Here is a 25,528-nt window from a genome sequence, read left to right on the forward strand (position 1 = left end):
TCTGTCGGTTCCCGGATTAATACTTGCCGTAAGTGCCTTCTTTCAGCGCGTCGAAGAGATTGGCGGCGGTGTGAATTTCGCCGTCGTACTCTACCTGTTCGTTGCCGCGCAGGGTCACTTTGCTGCCGTCGTCCAGGGTGAATTCGTACAGAGTGTTCTCAAGGTCTTTCTCTTTCACCAGTACGCCCTGGAACGCTTCCGGGTTGAAGCGGAAGGTGGTGCAGCCTTTCAGACCCTTGTCGTAGGCGTACAGGTAGATGTCCTTGAAATCCTGGTACGGGAATTCTGTTGGAACGTTGGCGGTTTTGGAAATGGAGGAATCTACCCACTTCTGTGCCGCGGCCTGGATATCTACGTGTTGCGTGGGCGTTACATCGTCGGAGGTGGTGAAGTAGCTGGGCAGCTTCTTGTCTTCTTCATCGGAGAACGGCATGGCGCCCGGGTTTACCAGGTGGCGGTAGGCCAGCAGTTCGAAGCTGAATACGTCTACCTTCTCTTTGGTTTTACGGCCTTCACGGATAATGTTCCGGGCGTAGTGGTGCGAGAAGCTCGGCTCAATACCGTTACTGGCGTTGTTGGCCAGCGACAGGCTGATGGTGCCGGTCGGGGCAATGGAGGTGTGGTGGGTGAAACGGCCACCTTTCTCGGCCAGCTTGGCCACCAGCTCCGGCTCTACTTCGGCAATGCGGCCCATGTAGGCGCTGTACTTGGCGTGCAGTACCTTGCCTTTGACCTTGTCGCCCACTTTGATGCCGTCTTCGGCCAGTTTCGGGCACTTGGTCATCATCTTCGGCGTTACTTCAAACTCGTCGTCCATGATCGGCGCCGGGCCCTTCTCTTCGGCCAGGGCCAGGGACTGGCGCCAGCCTTCCACCGCCATTTCACGAACCACTTCTTCGGTGAACTTCACGGATTCGTCAGAGCCGTATGGCATGCGCAGCATGGCGAGGGTGGAGCCCAGGCCCAGGATGCCCATGCCGTGGCGGCGCTTGTAGGTGATTTCGTGGCGCTGTTCGCCCAGGGGCAGGCCGTTGATTTCGACTACGTTGTCCAGCATGCGGGTGAAGGTGCCAACCACTTTGCGGTACTTCTCGTAGTTGAAGCTGGCTTTCTCGGTGAACGGGTACTCAACGAATTTGGTGAGGTTCACGGAGCCCAGCAGGCAGCTACCGTACGGGGGCAGGGGCTGCTCGCCACAGGGATTGGTGGCGCGGATGTCTTCGCAGAACCAGTTGTTGTTCATCTGGTTGACCTTGTCGATCAGGATGAAACCTGGCTCGGCGTAGTCGTAGGTGCTGGTCATGATGGTGTCCCAGATGAACTGGGCTTTCACCGTTTTATAGATGCGGCAGGCGACTTTGCCTTCGTTGTTTACCACGTAGCCTTCCTGTACCGGGAAGTCACGGTATACGAATTGGCTGGCGTCGGTCAGGTCCAGGCCTTCGTCGTCGGCTTCTTTCTGTGTGACCGGGAAGGACAGGTGCCAGTCGTCGCCGTTGCGCACGGCTTCGATGAAATCTTCGGTGATCAGCAGGGACAGGTTGAATTGGCGCAGGCGGCCGTCTTCACGCTTGGCCTGGATGAATTCGATCACGTCCGGGTGGTGTACGTCGAAGGTGGCCATCTGTGCACCGCGGCGGCCACCGGCAGAGGACACGGTGAAGCACATCCGGTCGAAGATATCCATGAACGACAGCGGGCCAGAGGTGGTGGCACCAGCGCCGGCAACATAGGCACCGCGCGGGCGCAGGGTCGAGAATTCGTAACCGATACCACAGCCGGCCTTGAGGGTGAGGCCCGCTTCGTGGTTTTTCTCCAGGATGTCGTTCATGGAATCCTGGATGGTGCCGGATACGGTGCAGTTAATGGTGGAGGTGGCCGGCTTGTGGGCTTCGGCACCGGCGTTGGAGGTAATACGGCCGGCGGGGATAGCACCATTTTGCAGTGCCCACAGGAATTCCTTCATGTACTTGTCGCGTACATTCTTTTTCTCAACCTCGGCCAGGGCCTTGGCCACGCGCTCGTAGGTTGCGTTGATGTCTTTGTCGACAGGCTCGCCGGTCTTGGTCTTGAGCTGGTACTTGCTGCTCCAGATATCCAGCGAAGCTTCCTGCATGGGAATCGTTGTGATCACTGCCTGTGCCTTAGCGTTCATTGCCACCCTCGGTTTTCAGTATGTCTCTTTTTGAAGACGCCGTCCTCAGCGCCTTACCCCTGTGTGTTTCTGGTACTGCATTGGTTATCGCGCCAGCAGAATCACTATATATGGTGTTCGTGCCTGGCCGGGAAGGCTGCCTTCCATAACCGGAATTTTGTGTTGATCACTGCTGCCAGCCTTGTGTCTGCTGGCATTTCTACTGCTTGACATTCAGTAGGTGTTGGCTTAGCTGACCCTATATATGGGCTTATTTGTTGGGAAGTATAACAGGATATAGTGTTCTGTGAATAAGAGAGCAACTATTGATTGGCGCCTGTGGGCAAAGAAAATCAATGGAAAAGTTCTTGAATCTGCGGGAAGCCGCGCCATTGCCGGTTTCTCTGCAGATTACTACATGTTGTGGTTAAAAAGTGTGCGCCTTAAAAGTTTCGGAATGCAGGTTTTTGTGACTTCTGCACGTATCCAAAAACGACGTGTCGGTAGAGTATGAGAGTGGCGTCGTAATACTGCAGTGGCCCACAGGAAGTGATAACGACTATAAAAGGAAAAGAACAATGAAAGGCCTGAAACCTACCGTTCTTGCGCTGTGTATTGCCGGGGTGCCCTCTGCGGCCCTGGCGTTTCAACCGTTGGACGAAACCACAATGGGAAACATCACCGGCCAGGCGGGTGTGACCATTGAGCTGGAGACTAAAGTTGATATCGGCCGTTTTACCTATACTGATGAAGGCTCACTGGCCATCAGTGATATCAGTATTGGCGGTGCCGAGCGTACTGATTTCTTCGGTTACAATGGTTTAGCTGGTAATACTGCTAGCGACCGTCTGGATAACATCAAGATTGATATCGACGTTTACTCTGATGGTGACGCGGTGATCAATCTATTACCCATTCAGTTCGCCGCTGTGGATTTTCGTGTTACCACTGGCAGCTGGGAATTGCTGAGCAGTGATGGCAGTAACAACCAAACCACCTTGATGGACAACTTCTTCGCTGAGGGTGTTATAGGGCGTTCGTCAATCGAAATCGATGCGGCCACCGATGTCCTGAATTTCCGGGGTGCTTTTGCTATTGAAGTGATGGACTTTGATGTGCCCTTCCTGGCCATCGGGATAAGAGGGCTTCAGATTACCGGCGCAGACTATGACCTTCGCCGTCCAAGCCCTCTGGATCTTTTTGCAGAAGTGGAACTCGATGTCTACAAGGATACTCGGCAAGCTGGCGGTGGCGATGCGCTTGCTATCGATATGCCGGTGTTTCGGGCGGATGTTGGAATTGAAGAGGTGATTGTGGGCCAGCATTCAATTGGACAGGTATTCATGGACGATCTGGCGGTAAACAATACCGCCATGCGGATCTACGGACACTGACACCAAGTATAGTAAAAAGCGGGAGCAGTATGCTCCCGCTGTTCTTTCTCACCCCAACAGCAGGCTGTCGTCGTCCACTTCCAGGCCGCGTTGTTTCTCGAATAGGCCCAGCAGGTCCTTCACCTCCAGTCCATCCCGGTCTTTGCCGGCAATATCGAATACCACCTGGCCCTGGTGCAGCATCACCGTACGGCTGCCGACTTCCAGTGCCTGTTTCATGCTGTGAGTGACCATCAGGGCGGTGAGCTTCTGCTCCTCGATGATCTGCTGGGTGAGTTCCAGCACGAAGTTGGCGGTTTTCGGGTCCAGTGCGGCAGTGTGCTCATCCAGCAGCAGTATGCTGGAGGGCGTCAGGCTGGCCATCAGCAGGCTGACGGCCTGGCGCTGGCCGCCCGAAAGCAGGCCCATTTTGTCACCCAGGCGGTTTTCCAGGCCCAGTTTCAGCGTGGCAAGGCTTTCCCGGAACTGCCCGAGATACTGCTTTTTCACCGCACTGGTCAGACCTCGGCTTTGGCCACGTTTGATGGCCAGTGCCAAGTTTTCTTCAATGGACAGGTTTTCGCAGGTGCCGGCCAAGGGGTCCTGGAACACCCGGGCAACCCGCGCCGCCCGTTTATGGGTGGGCAGCCGGGTAACGTCCAGGTTGTCGACGATAATCTGGCCGCTGTCCACCATGACTTCGCCGGCGAGGGCGTTCAGGAAGGTGGATTTTCCGGCGCCGTTGCTGCCGATGACCGTCACGAATTCGCCCTGGTTTACCGTCAGGCTCATGCCCCGAAGGGCCGGGTTTTCCAGCGGGGTGCCTTTGCCAAAGGTAAGCCGCAGATCGGTTGCGCTGATCATAGTGCCTCCTCAGGCCTTTTTGCTGGTGAAACGACTGGCGATCTTGGTGCGAACGCCAGGCAGTACGATGGCCAGGGTAACCAGAACCGCGGTAATCAGATTCAGATCCTGTGCCTGCAGGCCGAGGACATCGGCATTCAGGGCAAAGGCAATGGCCAGTCGGTAGATGATGGCGCCCACCACACACGCCAACAGGGCGCGTACCACGGTGGAGGGGGTGATAACGGCTTCACCGCCAATCAGTGAGGCGAGGCCGATCACGATTACGCCTACACCCATGGTGACGTCTGCTGCGCCCTGGCTCTGGGCAAACAGAGCACCGGCCAGACCCACCAGACCGTTGGACAGAGCAACCCCCAGTATGATCATGCCGCCGGTCGCAATGCCCTGGGCGCGAGCCATGCGGGCGTTGGCGCCAGTGGCGCGCATGGCCAGGCCAGTCTCGGATTTCATGAAACGCCATAACAGAATCAGGGACACAATAGCGACCAGGGTAAACAGCAACACCGGCACCTGATGGAAAGCCAGGCCCAGGTCGTACCAGGGAGTCAGTACCGTTTCTTCTGTGAGCAAGGCCACGTTCGGCCGGCCCATGATGCGCAGGTTCACGGAGTAGAGCGCGATCATGGTAAGGATGGAGGCCAGCAGGTTCAGAATGTTGAGTTTGACATTCAGGATGGCGGTTACGGCACCGGCGGCCATGCCGGCCAGTACCGCACAGCCAGTTGCCAGCCAGGGATTCCAGCCTTCAATAATCAACATGGCGGCAACGGCGGCGCCCAGGGGGAAGCTGCCATCCACCGTCAGGTCGGGGAAGTCGAGAACACGGAAAGAGAGATAGATACCAAAGGCAACCAGGCCGTAGATCAGGCCGGTTTCGAGAGCACCGTAGAATGCGATTTCACTGAGCATGGGTAGTTTTTCACCGTGAAAGAAAACGGGCGGGCCCTTTTGGGGTCCGCCCGTGTTGGTCAGGCGTTACTTGTCGTTTTTGACGACTTTGACGGCTTCCTGGATGAGGTCTTCGGGCAGAGTGACGCCCATGCGTTCGGCGGCCTCGGGGTTCACGTACAGATCCAGTTCTTCCATGGTTTCAACCGGCATGTCGGCTGTGCCGGCACCTTCCAGTACGCGTGCGACCATGGCGCCGGTCTGGCGGCCGTGGTTGTAATAGTTGAAGCCCAAAGCGGCTACCGCGCCACGCTCAACGGTGGCAGTGTCGGCAGCAAAAACCGGGATCTTGGCCCGTTCGCCAACGGAAATAACCGCTTCGGCGGCACTGATCACGGTGTTATCGGTGGTCAGGTAGATGGCGTCGGCCTTGCCTACCAGGGAGCGGGCTGCGCCCAGCACTTCCGAAGTCTTGGTGGCCGCACCTTTAACCAGCTCCAGACCGCGGGCCTGCAGGCGTTCTTCCAGCAGTTCAATCAGCGCGGCGGCGTTGGCTTCGCCAGGGTTGTAAACGGTACCGATGCGCTTGGCGTCGGGCATTGCACGCTGCAGCATGTCCAGGTGCTTCTCGATGGGCAGCATATCGCTTACCCCGGTGATGTTGGCACCAGGGGCTTCCCAGCTTTGTACCAGTTTGGCGGCAACCGGATCGGTCACGGCAGAGAAGACCACGGGCACGTTACGGGCTGCAGCGGCAACGGTTTGTGCGGACGGTGTGGCAATGGCCACGATTACATCCGGGTTTTCACCCACAAACTTGCGGGCAATCTGAGAGGCAATGGCTGAGTTGCCCTGGGCACTTTCGTGCATCAGGCGCAGGTTTTCGCCTTCGCGATAGCCGCGCTCGGCCAGTTCGTCCTTAACGCCCTCATGTACGGCATCCAGTGCCGGGTGTTCAACAATCTGTGTGATGGCAACAACACGGGGGTCGTCCGCTTGAACCAGGCTTGCTGCGGCAAGCAGCGAGGCGCCGATCAGCGTGCGCAGGGATTTCTTGGCCATATGCCCATCTCCGAGTCAGTTACTGTTTTTTCCCGTGAAACCGGGGGCAAAAATTCAAGGTGCGCAAGTTTAACACAGCCATGCGACAATCGGTGTAGGGGAAGGCGCAGTTTGTTGCGACGATCGTTTGAGTGGTTGCAGATGCAAATTATTTTGCACGGATCACGTTTTGACGGGCTCTGGTGTGTTGAAATAGGCTACTAAAGTCTAATAATACGAGAACGCGAAAAAGCGAATCCGAAACTATAACGACAAATCAGGAAGGTCCATGGACACAACGAAAAAGCTCCCCCTGGATATGGTCTACCACTGGGAGGCCACCAGCCCTAATTCCCTTTATATGACGCAGCCCATTGGCGACGGTAAGGTGGTTGAGTACACCTGGGGCCGTGCCGTGGATGAGGCACGCCGGATGGCGGCGTACCTGAAATCCCTGAACCTGCCGGAGAAAAGCCGGATTGGTCTGATTTCCAAGAACTGCGCCCAGTGGGTAATGACAGACTGGGCCATCTGGATGGCCGGGCACATTTCCGTGCCGCTGTATCCCACCCTGAACGCCGATACCGTGAACTACATCCTCAACCACGCCGAGTGCGACGTGTTGTTCGTGGGTAAACTGGATGACTGGGACAGTATGAAATCCGGTGTGCCGGAATCGGTTCGCTGCATTTCCTATCCGCTGAGCCCGCCCAACGATTTCGAGACCTGGGACGACATTGTTGCCAAGTACCCGCCACTGGAAGGCAAAACCAGGCGTGATCCGGAAGAGCTGGCCACCATCGTGTATACCTCTGGCAGTACCGGTCGACCGAAAGGCGTTATGCTCAGCTTCAATAACATGGCGTTCGCCGCTGTTGGCGGTATCGAGACTCTGGGCGTAGGGCCAGGTGAGCGCATGTTGTCCTACCTGCCGCTGGCTCATGTATTTGAGCGCACCTTTGTGGAGCTGGGCTCTTTGTATTCCGGCTTCCAGCTTTATTTTGCAGAGTCTCTGGACACCTTCGTTCAGGATCTTCAGCGGGCACGGCCAACGCTCTTCCTCTCGGTTCCGCGCCTGTGGGTGAAGTTCCAGCATGGTGTTTTGCAGAAAGTGCCCAAGCAGAAGCTGGATCGCCTGCTGAAGATTCCGGTAGTGAGCAAGCTGATCAAGAAGAAGGTGCTGAAAGGCCTGGGCCTGGACAAGGTGAAGCTGGCCGGTTCCGGTTCCGCACCGTTGTCCAACGATGTATTGGACTGGTACCGCAATCTCGGCCTGGAACTGCTGGAAGGTTATGGCATGTCCGAGAACTTTGCCTACTCTCACATGAACAAACCGGGCCGTACCCGTACCGGTTATGTCGGTGAAGCCCTGCCGGGTGTTGAGGTGAAGATCAGCGAACAGGGAGAGGTATTGGTCAAGAGCCCCGCTACCATGATGGGGTATTACAAGGACGAGGAGAAAACCGCTGAAGCTTTCACCGAGGACGGCTTCCTGCGTACGGGTGACAAGGGCGAGATTGACGAGATGGGCCGCCTCAAGCTGACCGGCCGAATCAAGGAGATCTTCAAGACCAGCAAGGGCAAGTACATTGCGCCGGCGCCGATCGAGAATCGCCTGATGTCTCACGATGCTATCGAAATGGTGTGTGTGTCTGGTGCCAACCAGACCCAGCCCCACGCGTTGGTGGTTCTGGGTGAGGAGATTCGCCCGAAAGCTGCTGACGAGAGCTTCCGCAAGGAGTTGGAAGAAAGCTTCAGGCAGCTGATTCAGGACGTAAACAAAACTGTAGATCCCCACGAACAGTTGGCTTTCATTACGGTGGTCAGCGATGAGTGGTCCATCGAGAACAGCTTCCTGACGCCGACGCTCAAGCTTAAGCGTAACGTGGTGGAAGACGCCTATCAGGCGAAAGTGGACAGCTGGTACGCCAAGAAGCAGCCGGTTATCTGGCAGTAAAGGCGACGGCTTACACGGTAAGGACAAGAAGGCCCGGCAAACTGCCGGGCCTTCTTGTTTCTGGCATTCCGATATTTCTGGCCGTCAGGCCATGGTTCTGGAATTGGAGATGGACCGGTTCATCAGAATGATGGGGATGATACCGGCGACCACAATGATCAGGGCGGGAAGGGCGCTGTGATAGAGCTGTTCGTCTGAGGCAAACTGGTACACGTAGGTGGCCAGGGTCTCGTAATTAAAGGGCCGAAGAATCAGGGTGGCCGGCAGTTCCTTCATGCAGTCGACAAACACTACCAGGGCAGCGGTGACCAGGGTTCCACGCAGCATCGGCAGGTGTACGTTGATCAGGGTTTTGCCCGGAGTGTGGCCCAGGGAGCGGGAGGCCATGTCCATGCTGGGGGTGATTTTCTGAAGGGCACTTTCCACGCTGCCGGCAGATACCGCCAGAAAACGCACGGTGTAGGCAAAAATCAGCGCAAAGGCCGTTCCACTCAGCAGCAGGCCGGTACTCACGCCAAGATAATCCCGCATCAGGGAATCCAGCCAGTTGTCGAAGCCGGCCAGCGGTACGATGACGCCCACGGCCAGCACTGCGCCGGGCATGGCGTAACCGAGACTGGATAGGCGCATCAGGATCTGCATGCCACGGGTGTTGTGCAGACGGCGGCTATAGGCCAGCGTAACGCCGATGATCAGGGTGGTGAGCGCTGCCGCGCTGGACAGGAACAGGCTGTTAAAAGTGTTCTGAATAAAATCCGGGTTCCAGCTGACATCAAAGTATTCCCAGGCGTAATAGCCCAGGGTGGCTCCGGGGATTATGAAGCCAAATATCAGTGGCACGGCGCAGACGACGACACAGATCATCTGGCGCGGGAAAGACATGGTGAAGCGATGAATCGGGTCGCGGTTGTCGCGGGCCGCGTATTGTTGCTGGCGGCGCCGTGAATAACGTTCCAGGGTTACCAGGATCACCACGAAAATGAGCATGGTGGTCGCGATCTGGGCCGCGCCGCCCAGATTACCCAGGTTCATCCAGGTATCGAACAGGCCGCGAGTGAGGGTTTGCACGGCAAAGAAATCGACGGTGCCGAAATCGTTCAGGGTTTCCATCAGCACCAGGGACAGGCCCACGGCAATGGCTGGCCGGGCAATGGGCAGAACCACCCGAAAGAAAGTGCTCAGTGCGGAATGACCCAGGCTGCGGCTGACGGCAAACAGTGAGGGTGATTGTTCAAGAAAGGCAGCTCGCCCCAGCAGGTACACATAGGGGTAGAGTACCAGGCCGATCATCAGGATGGCGCCTTCTAGGCTGCGGATTTCCGGAAACCAGTAATCGCTGGCGTTCTGCCAGCCAAACCACTCACGCAGGCCTCGCTGCACGGGGCCGGCGTAATCCAGCAGGCTGGTGTAGACATAGGCAATCACGTAGGCCGGTACGGCAAAAGGTAGCAGCAGGGCCCATTCAAAGAATTTCCGGCCCGGGAACTCGCACATGGTCACGGCCCAGGCGGTGGCCAGTCCGATCAACAGGGTTAGTGCGCCCACACCGATCATCAACTTGATGGTGGTGGTCAGGTAGCGGGGCAGGGTGGTTTCAATCAGATGAGGCCAGATGTTCTCGTCCGGGAACAGGGCCAGGAAGATCACCGACAGTACTGGAAGCGCGACAATAGCGGTGGTAAGGACGGCGCTGATCAGCCACCGTTTTGAGGTGCGTTTTGCCAGTAGCGGTTGCGAGAGCCCCGGGTTTGCACTGGAAACGACCTCGGTCATGGTGATCCTGTTAGCGTAGTGGTGATGAGAAGTGTTGCGATTTTAGATAGTGCGTTGCTTCCCTGCAATGACTGCGGTCATGTTTGTGGCCAACAAAAAAGGGTGCCCTGGACAGGACACCCTTCGGTTTACCGGTTGGTGTGAGGCTGATCAGCCGTCATAGTCAACGCGGTCAACCAGCTTCACAGCCGCTTCGCGGTTGTTGGCGATTTCCTGCAGTGACAGATCGTCCGGGTTGATCTCACCCCACTCGGCTACCAGGCCAGAAGGCTTCACTTCCGGGTTCGCCGGGTACTCGGTGTTGGCTTCCGCGTAGATGCGCTGGGCTTCCGGTGAGGACAGGAATTCCATCAGCTTGATGGCATTGTCCTTGTTCGGCGCGCTCTTGGTGAGGGAAATGCCACTGATGTTTACGTGAGTGCCACGACCTTCGGCATTCGGGAATACCAGGTTAACCTGTTCGGCGATCGGGCGCTGGTTTTCGTCCATCAGCATGTTGCCGTAGTAGTAGCTGTTGCCAATGGAAATGTCGCAGACGCCTTCAGCGATGGCTTTGATCTGGTCGCGATCGCCACCCTGGGGTTTGCGTGCCAGGTTTTCTTTGACGCCTTGCAGCCACTCTTCGGTCTTTTCTTCACCGTGGTGGGCGATCATGGAGGAGATCAGGGCGATGTTGTACGGGTGCTTGCCGCTGCGGGTACAGATGCGGCCTTCCCACTTGTCATCAGCCAGTTGCTCGTATGTGGTGATCTCACCCTCTTCAACGCGATCTTTGGATGCGAAGATCAGGCGACCACGAGTGGTCAGGGCGTACCACTTACCTTCCGGGTGGCGCAGGTTCTCCGGAATGTTCTCCTGCAGCGTGTCGGTCTCAACGCCGGCAACGAGGTCTTTCTCAACCAGTTCGTTGATGCGTGAAATGTCGACCGTCATCACCACGTCTGCCGGGCTGTTGCGGCCTTCACGCTCAAGGCGCTCGGCCAGACCCTGCTTGGCAAAGACAACGTTCGCTTCAATGCCGGTTTCTTCGGTGAAGGCGTTGAGCAGCGGTTCCAGCAGGTAAGCCTGACGGTAGGAGTAGATGTTGACCTCGCCGTCGGCAGAGGCGGACAGCGGCATGGCGGCCAGAGCGATGGCGGCAGTTGCGGCAAGTTTCATTCGCATAGTGGTGATCCTTTCTGTCGCGTTGCTAAAAGGTGAACGTACGCCTGTAATCGAATGTGACAGGCAGTTAAAAACGACAACTATTCTCATTGCTAACCGCGAATGAGTCAATAACCCTTCGGGGATATTTTTCAGAAAATAGTGTTATGCTTCATAACACTATAAGAAAGCAGCAAATGGCAGGGTTTCCGAGCATGGTCGGTAGTGATCGCAGAGAGCATAGCCGCACGGCAATGAGTGCAAAAGTGAAGTTGGTCCATGAGCAGCTGGGAGAATTCGTTTTCTCTACCCGTGACATCTCAGATGGCGGTGTGTTCATTGTGTTGGGGGAACAGGTGTTTGAGCCCTCCATAGGCGATTGCGTGACCGTTCAGGTGCAGGGGCTTCCTGTGCCGGCACCCATTCTGGATATGGTGGTGGTGCGCCGTACTATTGATGGCTTTGGGTTGCAGTTTGCCGATACTGCCGAATAGTTGGCGGAAGTGGATTCCATGATGGCGATAATGGACGCAGTTAAAAGAAAAGGTCTTGCCTGATGAGTTCACCCACTTACCTGAGATTGATGGCCTCGGTGCTTGCTGTGCCGGTGGTAATGCTATCGGGCTGTGCCAGCTACTATACCCACTATGCGATGTTCCCTGCGGAGAACTCTGCGGGTGAAACCCGGCAGGTGCGAGTGAACTGGCAAAGCGCGGAATATCCAGAGTGGTGGCCAGGCAGTAATCAGGCTACCACCATGAAACTGGAAACCCAGTGCAGTGAACGGGTCTGGCGTATTGCCGACAGCAGCCATGACAGTGCTGGTGATTGTGGTGATGGCATTCGTGCTTGTGGAGATCCGTCGCTGGACGTTCTGGCGGCAACCGGTGCGCCGGCCACAGAGCAGGCTGCCTGTTTGACGGTGAAAATGCCTCAAGGGAAAAGCCGGGTTGCCGATGTCGGCAGCCGCTTTGAGCTTCTGGTTTCCTGCCAGCCTGCAAAGCCGACCCTGATGAAGGACGGGGAAGAGGTGAATGTAGATTACATCCGCCCGTCTGCAGTCGCCTATACGGTTTACGCCAGGAAGGTGCCCCGGGGCTCTCTGAATGCGCGTCTGCCGGATTTTGACGAGAATCAGTGTCTGGAAGATTGAAGCCTGTCTGCTTTTCCCTGTGAGCTTGGTCACAGTGATACATTCCGTTGCCGAATGAAAATCTGAGTTACGGCTTGTTGCGGTTTGGTGACGCTTGGCTACCAAATCGTAATGGAGTCTTGCCGCCAACGTGGCAAACTGGGAACAGTCAAAGAATCTATGTTCCCGAGGTGTTTAGTGGGCGTTCGTCAGAAAAAAATCGCGGTACATGATCTTGAGATCGGCATGTTCGTGTCGGATCTTGATCGCCCCTGGCACCAAACACCGTTTCCCATCCAGGGTTTTTACCTCCGTTCTGAAAACGACCTGAAAGCCGTTGTTTCCCACTGTAAGTGGGTGATGATCGATGTTGCTGAAACCCGCGAGGAAATCACCCTCGGGACGGACAAGGTTCGCCCTTTTGCTCGACGTTCCAATGCCCGTTCGGGTGGCCGGGAGGAGTTGCAGCTGGCGCCACTGAGTATTCGTGAACCGGTTGTTTACAAGAACGATGTCCCCCTCCGAAAGGAACTTAAAGTATCCCGCAAGCTTCTCAACGATGCGGAATTGGCGTTAAGCCGGATGTTTGAGACGGTTCAGGAAGATCAGGTGCCGGATCTGCGTCCGGCTGCGGAGGTCACCCGTCGCATGGTAGAGAGCGTTGTTCGCCAGCCGAATGCGCTTTTGTGGCTGAGCCGCACCCGCCAGTATGATGATTTTGTGTATCGGCATGCCCTGAATACCGCAGTATGGGCTCTGGTGTGTGGCCGGCAGCTAGGATTGAACGAAGGGCTCCTGAACCATCTGGGAGTGGGGTGTCTTTTGTCGCAGGTGGGTAAGACCGCATTGCCTAAAGAGATGCTGGCCCGAGAGCACCGTCTATCCACTGAAGAATACGCGACTTATCGCACCTATGTGGAACGTGGTTGTCAGATGCTGGAAGGCGCGGGTCTCTCCAGAGCCGTTATGAGCGTGGTTCAGGGGCACCGCGAGCGGCACAATGGTTCCGGCTTTCCACAGGGAATTCGTGGCGACCGTATCCCGCTGCTGGCAAAAGTTGCAGGTATTGCAGAATACTTTGAGTCTTTGATTGCGCCCAGGGATGATCAGGATCCCATGACACCGGCAAAAGCGGTATCGCTGTTGTACGATATGCGCAATATCGAATTTCAGGAAGATCTTGTTGAGGCTTTTATCCAGGGTGTGGGCGTGTATCCGACCGGTACTCTGGTGGAGCTTTCTGATGGCCAGCGTGGCATTGTGGTATCCCACTCACCGGGAAGGAGGCTATGGCCCAGCGTGATGGTCATGCAGGACGCCGAGCATCGGCCGCTGAAATCCGCAAAGATTGTTGATCTGGCCCGGCACAATGAGTCCCGAGGCGCCTCGGAGTTACTGACCGTGCGCGAGTGTTTGCCTCACGGCACCGAGGGCCTGGACCCGGCCGGCTTCGATGTGACCGGTGCCGAGTCTCGCTGGTCCCTGGGTAAACTGATTAATCGATAAGTATGCGTATCTGCTTGCGCACCCAGCGGTAGGTGTCTTCCGGCCGGAAGTTCACCAGAATTTCTGATTCACCGCCTTTGGGGCCATCGACCACGTATTCCACTTCCGCTTCTTGCCAGCTTTCGGCATTGATATAAACGTCGGTTGGGCGCGTGCTTTGGGCCTGCAGCTGCGCCAGTTGAGCGTCACCCCTGATCTTTCTGACTTTCACGGACTTGATACCGTTGTCGCCGGCGGGGTGTGTGGCGTCTTCCGGTGACAGGTAGTATTGCCGCGATAACGCCCGGGTGATGGCGGCAAGCTCTCGGCGCAGATAATTGCGGGCCTGCTCGTTGTCGAATTCATCCATATTGCGTACGGACTGAAGAATCCGTTCCCGAAGCGCCTCCAGGTCTTCCTTGTAGTCGACATCAGGATCCAGCTCACCATCCACAGGGCGGTCATCGGCGTTGTCGATTTCCTCCTGGGTTGGCGGCTCACCGCACAGCGGGTCATCTTCCGGGTAGAAGCAGATCTCCGCCAGGATCTGGTTGGCCGGTGAATTCTCGGCGGTAAATTCGCTGGTACTGACATTGAAGTTGACTGTGTTCGGCAGGTTGGGATTATCGAGCGCCCGATTGAGCTGGTTGATGACCCGCTCGCGGATATCGATGCCCTCATCGTCGTCTACGTTCTCTGTCCAGTTCAGGGCCAGAAGGAAACGGGACAGGTTCATCAGTGTGCTGTTCTCAAACAGCAGCTGTTCACGAACCTGGTGGCTGCTCAGCCCCTCATCGTCTACGCCCGGCGTTTGCAGCGCGGTGCGTGTGTCTTCCTGAAATTCCAGGAAGGTAACGTATTCCCTGGCCGGAATACCCTCCGCGATGGGGAGGTTGCCGACTTTGACCGAGAGTGTTTCGCCGGGGTAGTAACGGAACTCGCCACGTGTGTTGGTCTTTCCGGACTGACTGGCAGTCTGGTAGGTCAGCCCACCAACGCCCTGGAAATGAATTCGCCCGGTGCGGGTATCGTCGGATCCGGAGCTGCTGCCACTATCGAAGCAGCCGGTCAGGGCGATGGCTGCAGAGAGTGGCAGAATAAAGCGGGTGAGGTGAACGAGTTTCATGGCGTTTCGTACAATCCCTTCGCGTTGACCTGGAGCATCCGGTGGCCGGTGTCCGATTTGTAAGTTGTTGTAACCGCATTATAGGGATGGCACTTCGGCTATATCGGGAATCCTGTCGCAGTTTGAGGGTTTGGGGCACCTGGCTTTAATTGGCTTCGTCCCTTGAATTTTCCGGCGTTGCCTCAATCAAATAGCTCTCTATCTTTTTAGCTCCTCTGGAGCCCGATTTCTGAACAACGGTGGGGTGTATGACCTACGCACTGGACATTGAAGGGCTGACCAAGAACTACAGCGATGGTTTTCAGGCCCTCAAAGGCATTGATCTGCACGTTCGGGAAGGCGATTTTTTCGCCTTGCTGGGCCCAAACGGGGCCGGCAAGTCGACCACTCTTGGGATTGTTTCCTCTCTGGTAAACAAGTCGGGCGGCAAGGTCAAAGTGTTCGGCCATGATATCGATACAGACCTCTCAAGCGCCAAGCTCTCCCTGGGTGTGGTTCCACAGGAATTCAATTTTAACCAGTTCGAGAAGGTGGAAGATATCGTCACCACGCAGGCTGGTTATTACGGCATACCCCTGAAAACCGCACGGGTGTCTGCGGAAAAGTATCTGAAGAAGCTCGGGCTCTGGGACAAGCGCAACACACCGGCCAGGATGTTGTCCGGTGGTATGAAACGCCGCCTGATGATCGCCCGGGCACTGGTACATGAGCCCAGATTGCTGATTCTTGATGAGCCGACGGCCGGTGTGGATATCGAATTGCGTCGCTCCATGTGGCAATTCCTGGAGGAGATGAATCGTCAGGGGACTACCATCATTCTGACCACCCACTATCTGGAGGAGGCGGAAGCCCTGTGCCGCAACATTGCCATTATTGATCATGGGGAAATCATCCGGCACACCAGCAAGCGGGAACTGCTGCAACAGCTCAGTGTAGAAACCTTTGTACTGGATACCGAGCAGCCGTTAGAGAAAGCCCCTGAACTGACTGCATTCAAAGCCAGCCTGGATGACGATGGTGCGCTTGAAGTGGAAGTTGCCAAGGGACAGGGTTTGAACGCTCTGTTTATCGAACTGGAGAACCTGGGTATTCGTGTGCTGAGCATGCGAACCAAGGCCAACCGGCTGGAAGAGCTGTTCGTTCGCATGGTTGAGGAGAACGCCCGGGAGGCAGAGAAAGCCAGCGAGGTAACAGCATGACACCGCAAGCACTGTGGACAGCCTTTACAACCATCGTTACCCGCGAGGTTCGGCGCTTTACCCGGATCTGGCCGCAGACGCTGTTGCCGCCGGCCGTCACGATGACGCTGTATTTTATTATTTTTGGCAACCTGATTGGTTCCCGCATCGGTGAAATGGGCGGCTACGACTATATGCAGTTCATTGTGCCGGGCCTGATCATGATGGCGGTGATCACCAATTCCTACTCCAATGTGGTGTCGTCGTTTTTCTCTATGAAGTTCCAGCGCAGTATTGAGGAATTGCTCGTGTCGCCAGTGCCGAACTGGACCATCCTGGCGGGCTATGTGGCTGGTGGTATGGCCCGGGGCCTGAGTATCGGCCTGATCGTCACCTTGCTGTCGCTGGCATTCACCCAGTTGAGTATCCATAACCTGCTGATGGTGGTTATCACGGTGATTCTCACATCGGCGTTGTTCTCTCTGGGTGGCTTCATCAACGCCATGCTGGCGACCAAGTTTGATGACATTTCCATTGTCCCGACCTTTGTGCTTACTCCGCTAACGTACCTGGGGGGTGTGTTCTACAGCATCGACATGCTGCCGTCGTTCTGGCAGGGCGTGTCCATGGCGAATCCGATCCTGTACATGGTTAACGGTTTTCGCTTCGGCATACTGGGTGTTTCGGACGTTAATCCGTTCGTGTCTCTTGGTATGATTCTGGTTTTCATCGTCTTGCTGGCGGCGGTAGCCTTGCGCATGCTTGCCCGTGGCAAGGGCATTCGACACTGATTCATTTCCGGAACTGATATGGCTCTTGATAACGCGCCACTGGGCAAGTCCAGTGAATACCCTGATCAGTACGATCCGTCTCTGCTGTTCCCGGTGGCCCGGGAAGAAAACCGCCGGCGAATCGGCCTGTACGATGGCCGCTGGCCCTGGTTTGGCGAGGACATGTGGCAGGCGTGGGAAATCTCTTGGCTGAATCCTGGCGGTGTACCGGCCGTGGCCTGGGGAGAAATCCGGTTTCCTGCGGCATCGCCTGCGATTATTGAGAGCAAATCCCTGAAGCTGTACCTGAACTCTCTGAATCAGGCGGTGTTCTCGTCTCCGGATCAAGTGGCCGAGACCATTACCCAGGATCTTTCGAGTGCCTGTGGTGCGGCGGTGGATGTGACGCTTCTGAGTGTGGATGACTCAGCGCCTGCAATCGGCCGGCCCGAAGGATACGAGTTGATCGATGATGAAACGCTAGAGCAGGTGGCCTACGACTATGCGCCTGAGTCGCTGACAACCAGCGAGCCGGTGGTCAGTGAAGGCTTGTGTTCACATCTTCTGAAAAGCAACTGTCCAGTGACCGGCCAACCCGACTGGGCCACGGTACTGATTCGCTATTCCGGGAGGAAGATTGATCGGGCAGGGTTGCTGCGCTATGTCGTGAGCTTCCGTCAGAAACAGGATTTTCACGAACATTGCGTTGAAACCATCTTTACTGACTTGATGTCGAAGTGTCAGCCGGAATCCTTGATGGTGTGCGCCCGTTACACCCGGCGTGGTGGCCTGGATATCAACCCCTGGCGCAGCACATGCGCTGAAGATGGTCCGGGGCCGCGGCTGGTTAGGCAGTAGCAGGCTCGGCTATTCGGTATCGTCTTCCTGACGCAGTCGGTCGGCTGCGTCTTCAAGGGCGCTGAGTATGGCTTTGCGCTCCCGTTCGGTGACCTTATCGGAATCCAGGTACATGGCAAAGCCGCTGTGTTCGTGTTCCAGGAAGCTACGGTGAGGCCCCATGTCGCGCCGGAAATCCACCACCTCGTAGATGGGCACCGGCTTGCCAAAGCCTTTTACGGTAATCTCGCCCTTGTCCCGGCACATAATGCGGTCTTTGATCAGCGAGAAGGTCTCATACGACACCAGAATCTCGCCTGGTTCCGCCAGGGACTCCAGTCGGCTGGCGAGGTTCACTTCCTTGCCGATAATGGTGTAATCCATCCTGTTTTCGGCGCCGAAGTTACCAACCGTGGTGTAGCCGGTACTGATGCCCATGCGGATTTCCAGGGGCGTCTTGATGCCCTGGCTTCGCCACTTTTGACGCATGATCTTCATGTGCTTGCGCATTTCGATGGCCATAGACACGCAGGCAAATGCGTCCTCGCGCGGTCCTCGGCTGGTCGGGTCGCCAAAGAACACCATGATGGAATCGCCAACAAACTTGTCGATGGTGCCGCCGTATTTTAGGGCCACCTCAGACATCTCGTTGAAGTAGTGATTCAGAAGCTCGGTAAGGGCTTCCGGTTCCATCTCCTCCGACAGTTCAGTAAAGCCTTTTATGTCTGAGAAGAACACTGCCAGTTTCTTGCGCTGGGTTTCAAGCCGAACATCCCGTTCCCCGGTAAAGATGGACTGCCAGACCTGAGGCGACAGGTATTTCGAGAGCTTGTGGGACAGGGCGATGGACTGTTCCCGCTGGTTCTGAATCTGGGTCTTTGCCAGCAGCAGGGCCCGGGCCTGCTGGTGTGAGTAATAGGCGGTGACGCAGATGTACGTGCCTGTGGCCAAGATGGCGACGATGCTGGTGAGCAGGGGGGCTTCCAGATCGGCGGCGGTGCCGGTTGCCGCCACTGTGGCGGCCATGGCGGCAGACATGAGCGCTGTACCGAACAACCATTGCCTGACGCCGCCCACGATCAGACAGCTGAACATCAGCATCAGGACAACCGATACCGACGGAATGGCGATCAATCCGATCAAGCCAATAAAGCTGCCTCCGATTATGCAGTCGAGGAACAGCATTTTTTGCCGAATCCGGGCTGAACGTCGCAGGAAGGTTCGCCGTGTAAGCACGTGCGCGAGATGAGGCCAGATCAGAGCGCCAGCCACCATCCAGAGAAGCAATTGGGGAAACACACCCTGAAGGACACCCGTGACAATAATGGCGGCAGTGGCGGTGTAGGCCAGTATCCGACCGTTGTAATCGGGCATCGGTGGAATCGCCACCGTGTGGTCGTAGATGTCGCCTTGCCCCAGCTTGCCGGTATTGCCGGTTACGCTGCGTAATTCAGCGGGTGCGCTCATCATTTTCAGAACCGGATCCTTCCGATAAGTATGTCGCGAAACATTCCCCAGTCTCCCATAAGGCGATAAACAGCCCATAAGACAACACTCAGAGCAAGCTTGCACTCAATAAAATGAAAGCGGAGGCAGTCAGCGCCGCTGTGATCATCCAGGTGGTCCGGGTAGAATTCTGCAAAGTTGCGAAATGCCCGCTGGTCGCTCATTGTGTGTTGCCGGTTCTTTATAATTGTTGGTTTGAACTACGACTAAAGATTAACAGCATTACGTAGAACTCACAATTCATCGGGGCCGCTTCCGGCCCAACCGAAAATCATGCAACCAATCAACAGCGAGACTGTATGAGTTCGATAACCCGTTTTATTCTGGATCGTGCTTCGGAGCCCCGTTTGCAGGCACCGGCACCACCGGTGTCAGTGGTTGATCAGGCCTTCCGGTGCGCGGCCCGGGCCCCGGATCATGCGTTGTTGAGGCCCTGGCGTTATCTCGTGGTAGAGGGGGAAGGCCTGGCAGCTCTGGGCGACCTGTTTGCTGAATGCTGCCCGCCGGAGGCTTCTGATAAGGAGCGTGAGAAGGCCCGGAATGCTCCGGCTCGTGCACCCATGATTATTGTCGGTATTGCGTCGCCCCGTCATCATCCGAAGGTGCCGGAGGTGGAGCAGGTAATGTCGGCAGCGGCTGGTATGAGTTTTATCTCCCTGGCGCTGAATGATGCCGGCTACGGCGCCATGTGGCGAACCGGGCCTGTGGCTTATCATTCGTCGCTGCATGACGGTCTTGGGCTGCTGCCGGGCGAGTCCATTGTCGGTTTCCTCTATACCGGTACCGTTGCCAGTGAGAAACCATCGGTGCCCCGGCCCGATACCAAAGAGTATGTCTCAAGGTGGGCCGCGCCAGGGCGCACTTCCCCTTGGCAAGTCTGAGCCTCGATCAGCGGCAACTCCGCCTGGGGAAACCCGTTGCCGCCCTCGTTGCGTTTAACCGGAATTTGCCGCTCATTTATTAGACAGCCCTCTTCGAAGCCCGCATTACAGCGGGCTTTTTCAATTCTGGCACTCTGCTTGCTTTAATCACTTCAGAACGCAAAACCGGCAAGTTCACAGGTTCAGCCTGGTCGGTGCAAAGATCTGGAGGCAGTAATGGCTATTACATTCGACAAAGCGCTTGGTATTCATGAGCACGCGCTGCAGGCGCGGGTCAAGCGGGCCGAAGTGCTGGCGAACAACCTGGCAAATGCCGACACCCCGGGCTACAAAGCCCGCGACGTGGATTTCCAGGCGATGATGCAGAAGGCGCAGGATTCCATGACGGGCTTTGGTATGACCACGACCCACAGTGGCCATATGGACACCTCCAGCCCTGGCGCTGACGGCGAGCTGCTGTACCGTACCCCGCACCAGCCATCAATTGATGGCAATACCGTGGATGCGCAGGCCGAGCAGACCCGTTTCATGCGCAACGCCATGGATTACCAGGCCAGCTTCCAGTTCCTGAGTAGTCGGTTTTCCGGCCTGACCAAGGCGCTGAAGGGCGAATAAGCCGCAGTCCGTACGAGATTTAAGGAGATTGTCATGTCACTGGGTAACATTTTCGACATCGCCGGTTCCGGCATGACCGCACAGTCACTGCGGCTCAACACCACCGCGTCTAACATTGCCAACGCAGAAACCGCCAGTTCGAGCACGGATACAACGTACCGTGCCCGCAAACCGGTGTTTGCCGCTATTCAGCAGGCCATGCTGAACCCTGATCAGCAGGGATTTGGTATGGGTTCCGAAGAGGGGGCCGGGGCAGGTGTTCGCGTTGAGGGGATTGTCGAGAGCGATGCAGAACTGCAGATGCGCTATGAGCCGAATCACCCTGCCGCGAACGAGGAAGGGTACGTTTATTACCCCAACGTGAACGTGGTTGAGGAAATGGCGGACATGATGTCGTCGTCCCGCAGTTTTCAGATGAATGTGGATGTCATGAACACCGCCAAATCCATGATGCAGCGAATTCTGACACTGGGTCAGCAGTAACAAGTGAGGATTAAGCCATGAGTGCAGTGAATTCCGCAGCCGCCTCAGACGTGCTGAGCCAGTACCAACTGAACCAGGAGGGCAAGACCCCTGGTGGCAACGAGCTGGGTAAAGACGCGTTTATGGAGCTGATGCTGGCGCAGCTCAAGAATCAGAACCCACTGGAGCCGCAGGACAACGGCGATTTTATCGCCCAGTTGGCCCAGTTCAGTTCACTGGAAGAAATGCAGAATCTGTCGGGCAGTGTCGACGATGTGGTTGGTCAGTTCCGGTCCAGCCAGGCCTTGCAGGCCTCGGCGATGGTAGGCAAAACCGTTCTGGCACCCTCCAGTGTGGGCATTCTGGGTAGCGAAGGCGAGATAACTGGCACCATTCAGGTGCCGGCTTCCACGGGTGGGCTGCGACTGTCGGTCATGAATCAAAGCGGTGAGTTAGTTCGCCAGATTGATATGGGCAGCAGCCAGGCTGGTGTGGTGTCGTTCCAGTGGGATGGGCAGGACGGCAACGGCAATCCTTTGCCGCCCGGCCCCTACTCGATTGTGGCGCAGGGCTCCTATCCCTCCGGATCGGAGCAGTTGGCGACCATGGTGAGCGCCAATGTCGACAGTGTGTCGTTGGGGCAGGGTGGTTCCATTACTCTGAATCTGGCCGGAATGGGCTCCATTCCGCTGTCTGAAGTCAAACAAATCAACTGATCCGGTGTCAGACCAGGAGGTATAAGTCATGGCATTTAACACAGGTTTGAGTGGTCTGCGCGCCGCTTCGGTGGATCTGGATGTCACCGGTAACAACATCGCCAACGCCAGTACCGTCGGCTTCAAAAGCAGCAAGGTACAGTTCGGTGATTTGTACGCCAGTGGTTTCCTGAGTGCCGGTACCAATCCGATTGGCGATGGCGTGCGGGTGCAGGACGTAAAGCAGTCATTCGGTCAGGGCAATATCAGCTTTACCGATAACGGCCTGGATATGGCTATCAGTGGTGATGGCTTCTTTATTCTGAATAATGGCGGTGAAATCCGTTACTCCCGGGCTGGCCAGTTCGGGATTGATAAAGAAGGCTATGTTGTTAATAACCAGAATATGAGGGTGCAGGGTTATACCGCTGATGATGATGGCAACCTGTCTGGCATCCGTGGTGACCTTCAGATTGAAACCGACAACCTGGCGCCCCGTCGCACAACGAATCTCCAGACCGATCTGAATCTGGATTCCCGAGAGACTGTGCTTGAGCGTCGCATCCGGGATTTTGATCCGATCGCGCTTGCAGATCTTCAAGGTTCCGGCTTTACCTTCGGCTACTCCGACGGCACCAGTGATTACACGGTACCGCAGATTGATGCCACGGCTTCTGCAAGTGATGCTGCCATTGCCATTAATGCTGCGCCGGGAGTAACGGCCACTGCCAGAACCGCAGCTTCCCTGACCGGTTTGACCGATAGCGATGTGAGCAGCGCCACCAATTTCCGGCTTGAAATCCGGATAGACGGATCTGCACCGATCCCGCTGAATCTGGAAAATGTATCCTCCCTGGAAGATGTGGCGGAAGCCATTAACGACACCAGCGACAATGCGATCTCGGCCTCGGTTGTCGATGATGACGAAGACCCCTCAACCCCCGATGTTTTGCGAATCATCCACAGTGGTGGGCAGCCGCTGGAGGTAGCCTACGGCGATGCTCCCACAGGTACTCCGCTCACCAACAACCAGCAATATGACGGTGAGGTGTTCGTTACCACCGATCGCAATGTTGAGCAGGTGACCACTGATTCAGGTAGCAACGCGTTTGAAGTCGCCTTCAATGCGACACCGTTTACCGTAACCAACGAATTCAATCCCATCGACCAGCGTACTTACAACCACGCAACGTCGACCACCATTTTTGACAGCCTGGGCAATTCCCACGAATTGACCCAGTTCTATGTAAAAGAGCCATCTCCGGGTAACGGGGTGGGTCAGAGCCAGTGGTCTATCTACCTCCAGATTGACGGTGAACTGGTGGGTGGTACCGACCAGACGCCATACACTGCCTTGTTTGACCAGGATGGCCAGCTGGAATCCATCAACGGTGATCCGAACGGTGAGTTGATTATCACCGACTGGGTGCCTAAGGATCCAAGCGGTGATCCGAACGGTGCTGACGGCCCGCCGGCGAATCCCGGTGATGTGGTCAGCCCGATTCCTGAGCCGGCCACCAGTTCTGCGTTCGTTGTCAATCTGGCCAATACCACCCAGTATGGCGCGGCATTTGGTGTTAACGATCAGCAGCAGAACGGCTACACCACCGGCCGTCTTTCAGGCCTCGATGTGTCCGACCAAGGCGTGATCTTCGCCCGGTATACCAATGGTCAGTCCAAGTCTCTGGGTCAGGTGGCCCTGGCTGCGTTCAATAACACTGACGGTCTTTCTCCGGTGGGTGACACCACATGGGTGGAAACCTTTGAATCCGGCCAGCCGGTGATTGGTGCTCCGGATACCGGCACGCTTGGTTCCATCAAGGCCAGCTCCGTAGAGGATTCCAATGTGGATCTTTCGGCAGAGCTGGTGAACCTGATCATTGCCCAGCGCAACTACCAGGCCAACGCCAAAACCATTGAAACCTCCGATGCGGTCACCCAGACCATCATCAACCTCCGATAATTTCGCGCCCTAGCGAACATGGCATGACTCCTGCAGGAAGACTGGAAACAGTCAAAATTCCGGCAGGAGTTTGCCCATGGACAAAGCCCTCTATATTGGAATGTCTGGCGCCAAGCAGAACATGCTGGCCCAGCGTGCCCATGCCAACAACCTGGCTAACGTCAATACCACCGGGTTCAAGAAGGATTTTGCCCAGGCCCGCAGTATGCCCGTGTTCGGTGAGCACCATCCCACCCGCGCCTACGCCATGACCGAGCGGCCCGGCACTGATCTCTCGCCCGGCGCTTTAATGGAGACCGGCCGCAAGCTGGATGTGGCGGTAGACGGCGGTGGCTGGCTCGCCGTTCAAAACAACCTGGGCGAAGAGGTATTCACCCGTACCGGTAGCTTACAGGTCGACGTGAACGGGCTTGTGCGGCTGGCGAGTGGCGAGCTGGTTCTGGGTAACGGTGGGCCGGTGGCTCTTCCTCCTTTTGACAATCTTCAGGTTGGCTCGGACGGCACCATCTCCATTGTGCCGGTAGGTGGGCCGCCGGATCAGCTAGTGGAAGTTGACCGACTGAAGCTTGTCAACCCACCGGCAGATGCACTTGAGAAAGGTCTGGATGGGTTCATTCGACGCAAGCCGGATCAGGCTCTGGATGGTCCAGAGCCACCGGATGCAGCCATGCGTGTCGCCACCGGTTTTCTCGAAAGTTCAAACGTGAATGCGGTGGAGGAAATGATCTCCAACCTGCAGTTATCTAGGCAATACGAGATGCAGGTAAAGGTGATGTCGACCGCCAATGAAAATTCCGAGGCTACGGCACGACTGTTGCAGAACCTCTGATAACGATGATCAAACGCCATCGGTTGGCGGAGAGCGGCAAAAGATCGCCGCATCGGCCACCGGCAGGCAAGGAGTAAAACCATGCATCCAGCACTTTGGGTCAGTAAAACCGGGTTGAGCGCGCAGGACACCAACATGTCCACCATTTCCAACAACCTGGCCAATGTGAACACCACCGGCTTCAAGCGGGATCGGGCGGTGTTCCAGGATCTGCTGTATCAGATAAACCGTCAGCCCGGCGGGCAGAGCACTGAGAACACGCAGTTGCCCTCTGGTTTGCAGCTGGGGACCGGGGTCCGGATTGTTGGCACTGCCAAGCAATTCAGCCAGGGCAACCTGCAGATAACTGAACAGCCTCTGGATATGGCGGTGAATGGTCGGGGATTCTTTCAGATTCAGATGCCGGACGGACAGATCGCCTATACCCGGGATGGCCAGTTTCAACTGAACTCCGACGGCGATGTGGTCACACCGGATGGTTTTCCGCTTCAGCCGAATATCAATGTGCCGGAGAACGCCACCAATATGACCATTGGCAAAGATGGGACGGTCACCGCTATTACCGATGACCAGGCTGCGCCCGTCAACCTCGGGCAGATCACCCTGGTGGACTTCATCAACCCGCAGGGCTTGCAGGCCATCGGTAATAATCTGTTCAAGCAGACCAATGCCAGTGGTGATCCGGCTGAAGGTGAAGCCGGACTTGCAGGTCTCGGGTCCATTGAACAGGGCACCATTGAATCCTCCAACGTAGAGGTGGTGGAAGAACTGGTGAACATGATTACGACCCAGCGTGCCTATGAAATGAACTCCAAGGTGGTTTCGACCACAGACCAGATGCTTCAGTTCATCACCAACAATATCGGTTAAGCC

General features: G+C 56.3%; 24 protein-coding genes. 16 read left to right on the plus strand and 8 right to left on the minus strand.

All coding sequences use genetic code 11. The features are described from left to right. Positions 1-16 precede the first annotated feature (16 nt). Positions 17-2,155 (minus strand): adenosylcobalamin-dependent ribonucleoside-diphosphate reductase, encoded by a 2,139-nt coding sequence (locus ACAM27_RS10225; RefSeq protein ID WP_222533638.1) that lies wholly within the window; start codon positions 2,153-2,155, stop codon positions 17-19. A gap of 286 nt (positions 2,156-2,441) precedes the next feature. Here ACAM27_RS10225 and ACAM27_RS10230 point away from each other — a divergent pair, with 286 nt between their 5' ends. Continuing rightward, positions 2,442-2,648 (plus strand): hypothetical protein, encoded by a 207-nt coding sequence (locus ACAM27_RS10230; protein ID WP_222533639.1) that lies wholly within the window; start codon positions 2,442-2,444, stop codon positions 2,646-2,648. Between the two features lie 64 nt (positions 2,649-2,712). After that, the gene (locus tag ACAM27_RS10235) at positions 2,713-3,528 is read left to right on the plus strand and encodes a DUF6160 family protein (RefSeq protein ID WP_222533640.1); all 816 of its coding nucleotides are present in this window, start codon (positions 2,713-2,715) and stop codon (positions 3,526-3,528) included. A gap of 48 nt (positions 3,529-3,576) precedes the next feature. On the opposite strand, the gene ACAM27_RS10240 is transcribed toward ACAM27_RS10235, so the two are convergent. The 3 genes from ACAM27_RS10240 to ACAM27_RS10250 form a co-directional block, all read right to left on the minus strand. Beyond that, positions 3,577-4,371: an ABC transporter ATP-binding protein gene (locus tag ACAM27_RS10240; protein WP_011784596.1), complete on the minus strand. Its 795-nt coding sequence runs from the start codon at positions 4,369-4,371 to the stop codon at positions 3,577-3,579. 9 nt (positions 4,372-4,380) lie between these two features. Next, positions 4,381-5,283 (minus strand): ABC transporter permease, encoded by a 903-nt coding sequence (locus ACAM27_RS10245; protein ID WP_014421769.1) that lies wholly within the window; start codon positions 5,281-5,283, stop codon positions 4,381-4,383. 66 nt (positions 5,284-5,349) lie between these two features. Continuing rightward, positions 5,350-6,324: an ABC transporter substrate-binding protein gene (locus tag ACAM27_RS10250; protein ID WP_014421768.1), complete on the minus strand. Its 975-nt coding sequence runs from the start codon at positions 6,322-6,324 to the stop codon at positions 5,350-5,352. A gap of 268 nt (positions 6,325-6,592) precedes the next feature. On the opposite strand from ACAM27_RS10250, the gene ACAM27_RS10255 reads away from it, so the two are divergent. Continuing rightward, positions 6,593-8,260, plus strand: coding sequence for an AMP-binding protein (locus ACAM27_RS10255; protein ID WP_369611905.1), 1,668 nt, complete (start codon positions 6,593-6,595; stop codon positions 8,258-8,260). Between the two features lie 84 nt (positions 8,261-8,344). Here the strand turns inward: ACAM27_RS10255 and ACAM27_RS10260 are convergent, their stop codons facing one another. Then, on the minus strand, positions 8,345-10,033 hold the full coding sequence (locus ACAM27_RS10260) for an iron ABC transporter permease (protein WP_121206343.1): 1,689 nt from the start codon (positions 10,031-10,033) through the stop codon (positions 8,345-8,347). A gap of 150 nt (positions 10,034-10,183) precedes the next feature. Continuing rightward, complete coding sequence (locus ACAM27_RS10265; protein WP_014421765.1) at positions 10,184-11,197, minus strand: Fe(3+) ABC transporter substrate-binding protein; 1,014 nt, start codon at positions 11,195-11,197, stop codon at positions 10,184-10,186. A 194-nt stretch (positions 11,198-11,391) separates the two neighbouring features. Here ACAM27_RS10265 and ACAM27_RS10270 point away from each other — a divergent pair, with 194 nt between their 5' ends. From ACAM27_RS10270 to ACAM27_RS10280, 3 genes are all read left to right on the plus strand, one after another. Next, positions 11,392-11,670, plus strand: a complete 279-nt coding sequence (locus ACAM27_RS10270; protein WP_011784602.1) for a PilZ domain-containing protein — start codon at positions 11,392-11,394, stop codon at positions 11,668-11,670. A 62-nt stretch (positions 11,671-11,732) separates the two neighbouring features. Then, positions 11,733-12,329: a hypothetical protein gene (locus tag ACAM27_RS10275; protein WP_222533641.1), complete on the plus strand. Its 597-nt coding sequence runs from the start codon at positions 11,733-11,735 to the stop codon at positions 12,327-12,329. 177 nt (positions 12,330-12,506) lie between these two features. After that, on the plus strand, positions 12,507-13,814 hold the full coding sequence (locus ACAM27_RS10280; protein ID WP_222533642.1) for an HD-GYP domain-containing protein: 1,308 nt from the start codon (positions 12,507-12,509) through the stop codon (positions 13,812-13,814). On the opposite strand, the gene ACAM27_RS10285 is transcribed toward ACAM27_RS10280, so the two are convergent. Then, positions 13,804-14,919 (minus strand): organic solvent ABC transporter permease, encoded by a 1,116-nt coding sequence (locus ACAM27_RS10285; protein ID WP_222533643.1) that lies wholly within the window; start codon positions 14,917-14,919, stop codon positions 13,804-13,806. The two genes, ACAM27_RS10280 and ACAM27_RS10285, sit on opposite strands and share 11 nt — an antisense overlap. Before the next feature lie 248 nt (positions 14,920-15,167). Here ACAM27_RS10285 and ACAM27_RS10290 point away from each other — a divergent pair, with 248 nt between their 5' ends. The 3 genes from ACAM27_RS10290 to queF are packed head-to-tail and all read left to right on the plus strand — an operon-like array spanning position 15,168 to position 17,725. Continuing rightward, a complete protein-coding gene (locus ACAM27_RS10290; protein ID WP_222197849.1) occupies positions 15,168-16,118 on the plus strand; it encodes an ABC transporter ATP-binding protein in 951 nt (316 codons plus the stop codon). Then, positions 16,115-16,888, plus strand: a complete 774-nt coding sequence (locus ACAM27_RS10295; protein WP_011784607.1) for an ABC transporter permease — start codon at positions 16,115-16,117, stop codon at positions 16,886-16,888. The genes ACAM27_RS10290 and ACAM27_RS10295 overlap by 4 nt, the downstream gene beginning before the upstream one ends. An 18-nt stretch (positions 16,889-16,906) precedes the next feature. Then, positions 16,907-17,725, plus strand: a complete 819-nt coding sequence (gene queF / locus ACAM27_RS10300; RefSeq protein WP_222197848.1) for an NADPH-dependent 7-cyano-7-deazaguanine reductase QueF — start codon at positions 16,907-16,909, stop codon at positions 17,723-17,725. A gap of 9 nt (positions 17,726-17,734) precedes the next feature. Here the strand turns inward: queF and ACAM27_RS10305 are convergent, their stop codons facing one another. Continuing rightward, positions 17,735-19,174, minus strand: a complete 1,440-nt coding sequence (locus tag ACAM27_RS10305) for an adenylate/guanylate cyclase domain-containing protein (RefSeq protein WP_222197847.1) — start codon at positions 19,172-19,174, stop codon at positions 17,735-17,737. 335 nt (positions 19,175-19,509) lie between these two features. Between ACAM27_RS10305 and ACAM27_RS10310 the strand changes: the two genes are divergently transcribed. The 7 genes from ACAM27_RS10310 (at position 19,510) to flgG (ending at position 25,525) form a co-directional block, all read left to right on the plus strand. After that, complete coding sequence (locus ACAM27_RS10310; RefSeq protein ID WP_022992508.1) at positions 19,510-20,091, plus strand: nitroreductase; 582 nt, start codon at positions 19,510-19,512, stop codon at positions 20,089-20,091. A 216-nt stretch (positions 20,092-20,307) separates the two neighbouring features. Next, on the plus strand, positions 20,308-20,706 hold the full coding sequence (gene flgB, locus ACAM27_RS10315; protein WP_011784611.1) for a flagellar basal body rod protein FlgB: 399 nt from the start codon (positions 20,308-20,310) through the stop codon (positions 20,704-20,706). Between the two features lie 33 nt (positions 20,707-20,739). Then, positions 20,740-21,189: a flagellar basal body rod protein FlgC gene (flgC, locus tag ACAM27_RS10320; RefSeq protein ID WP_222533644.1), complete on the plus strand. Its 450-nt coding sequence runs from the start codon at positions 20,740-20,742 to the stop codon at positions 21,187-21,189. Positions 21,190-21,206: 17 nt separating this feature from the next. After that, on the plus strand, positions 21,207-21,884 hold the full coding sequence (locus ACAM27_RS10325) for a flagellar hook assembly protein FlgD (RefSeq protein ID WP_011784613.1): 678 nt from the start codon (positions 21,207-21,209) through the stop codon (positions 21,882-21,884). Between the two features lie 28 nt (positions 21,885-21,912). Continuing rightward, the gene (locus ACAM27_RS10330) at positions 21,913-23,826 is read left to right on the plus strand and encodes a flagellar hook protein FlgE (RefSeq protein WP_014421755.1); all 1,914 of its coding nucleotides are present in this window, start codon (positions 21,913-21,915) and stop codon (positions 23,824-23,826) included. Between the two features lie 76 nt (positions 23,827-23,902). Beyond that, positions 23,903-24,655, plus strand: a complete 753-nt coding sequence (locus ACAM27_RS10335) for a flagellar basal body rod protein FlgF (RefSeq protein WP_023008193.1) — start codon at positions 23,903-23,905, stop codon at positions 24,653-24,655. Positions 24,656-24,736: 81 nt separating this feature from the next. After that, positions 24,737-25,525, plus strand: a complete 789-nt coding sequence (gene flgG, locus ACAM27_RS10340; RefSeq protein ID WP_022992504.1) for a flagellar basal-body rod protein FlgG — start codon at positions 24,737-24,739, stop codon at positions 25,523-25,525. The last annotated feature ends 3 nt before the right edge of the window (positions 25,526-25,528 follow it).

Origin of the sequence: Marinobacter sp. RI1, assembly GCF_041155085.1 — a bacterium.
In the GTDB taxonomy this organism is placed as follows: Bacteria; Pseudomonadota; Gammaproteobacteria; order Pseudomonadales; family Oleiphilaceae; genus Marinobacter; species Marinobacter nauticus.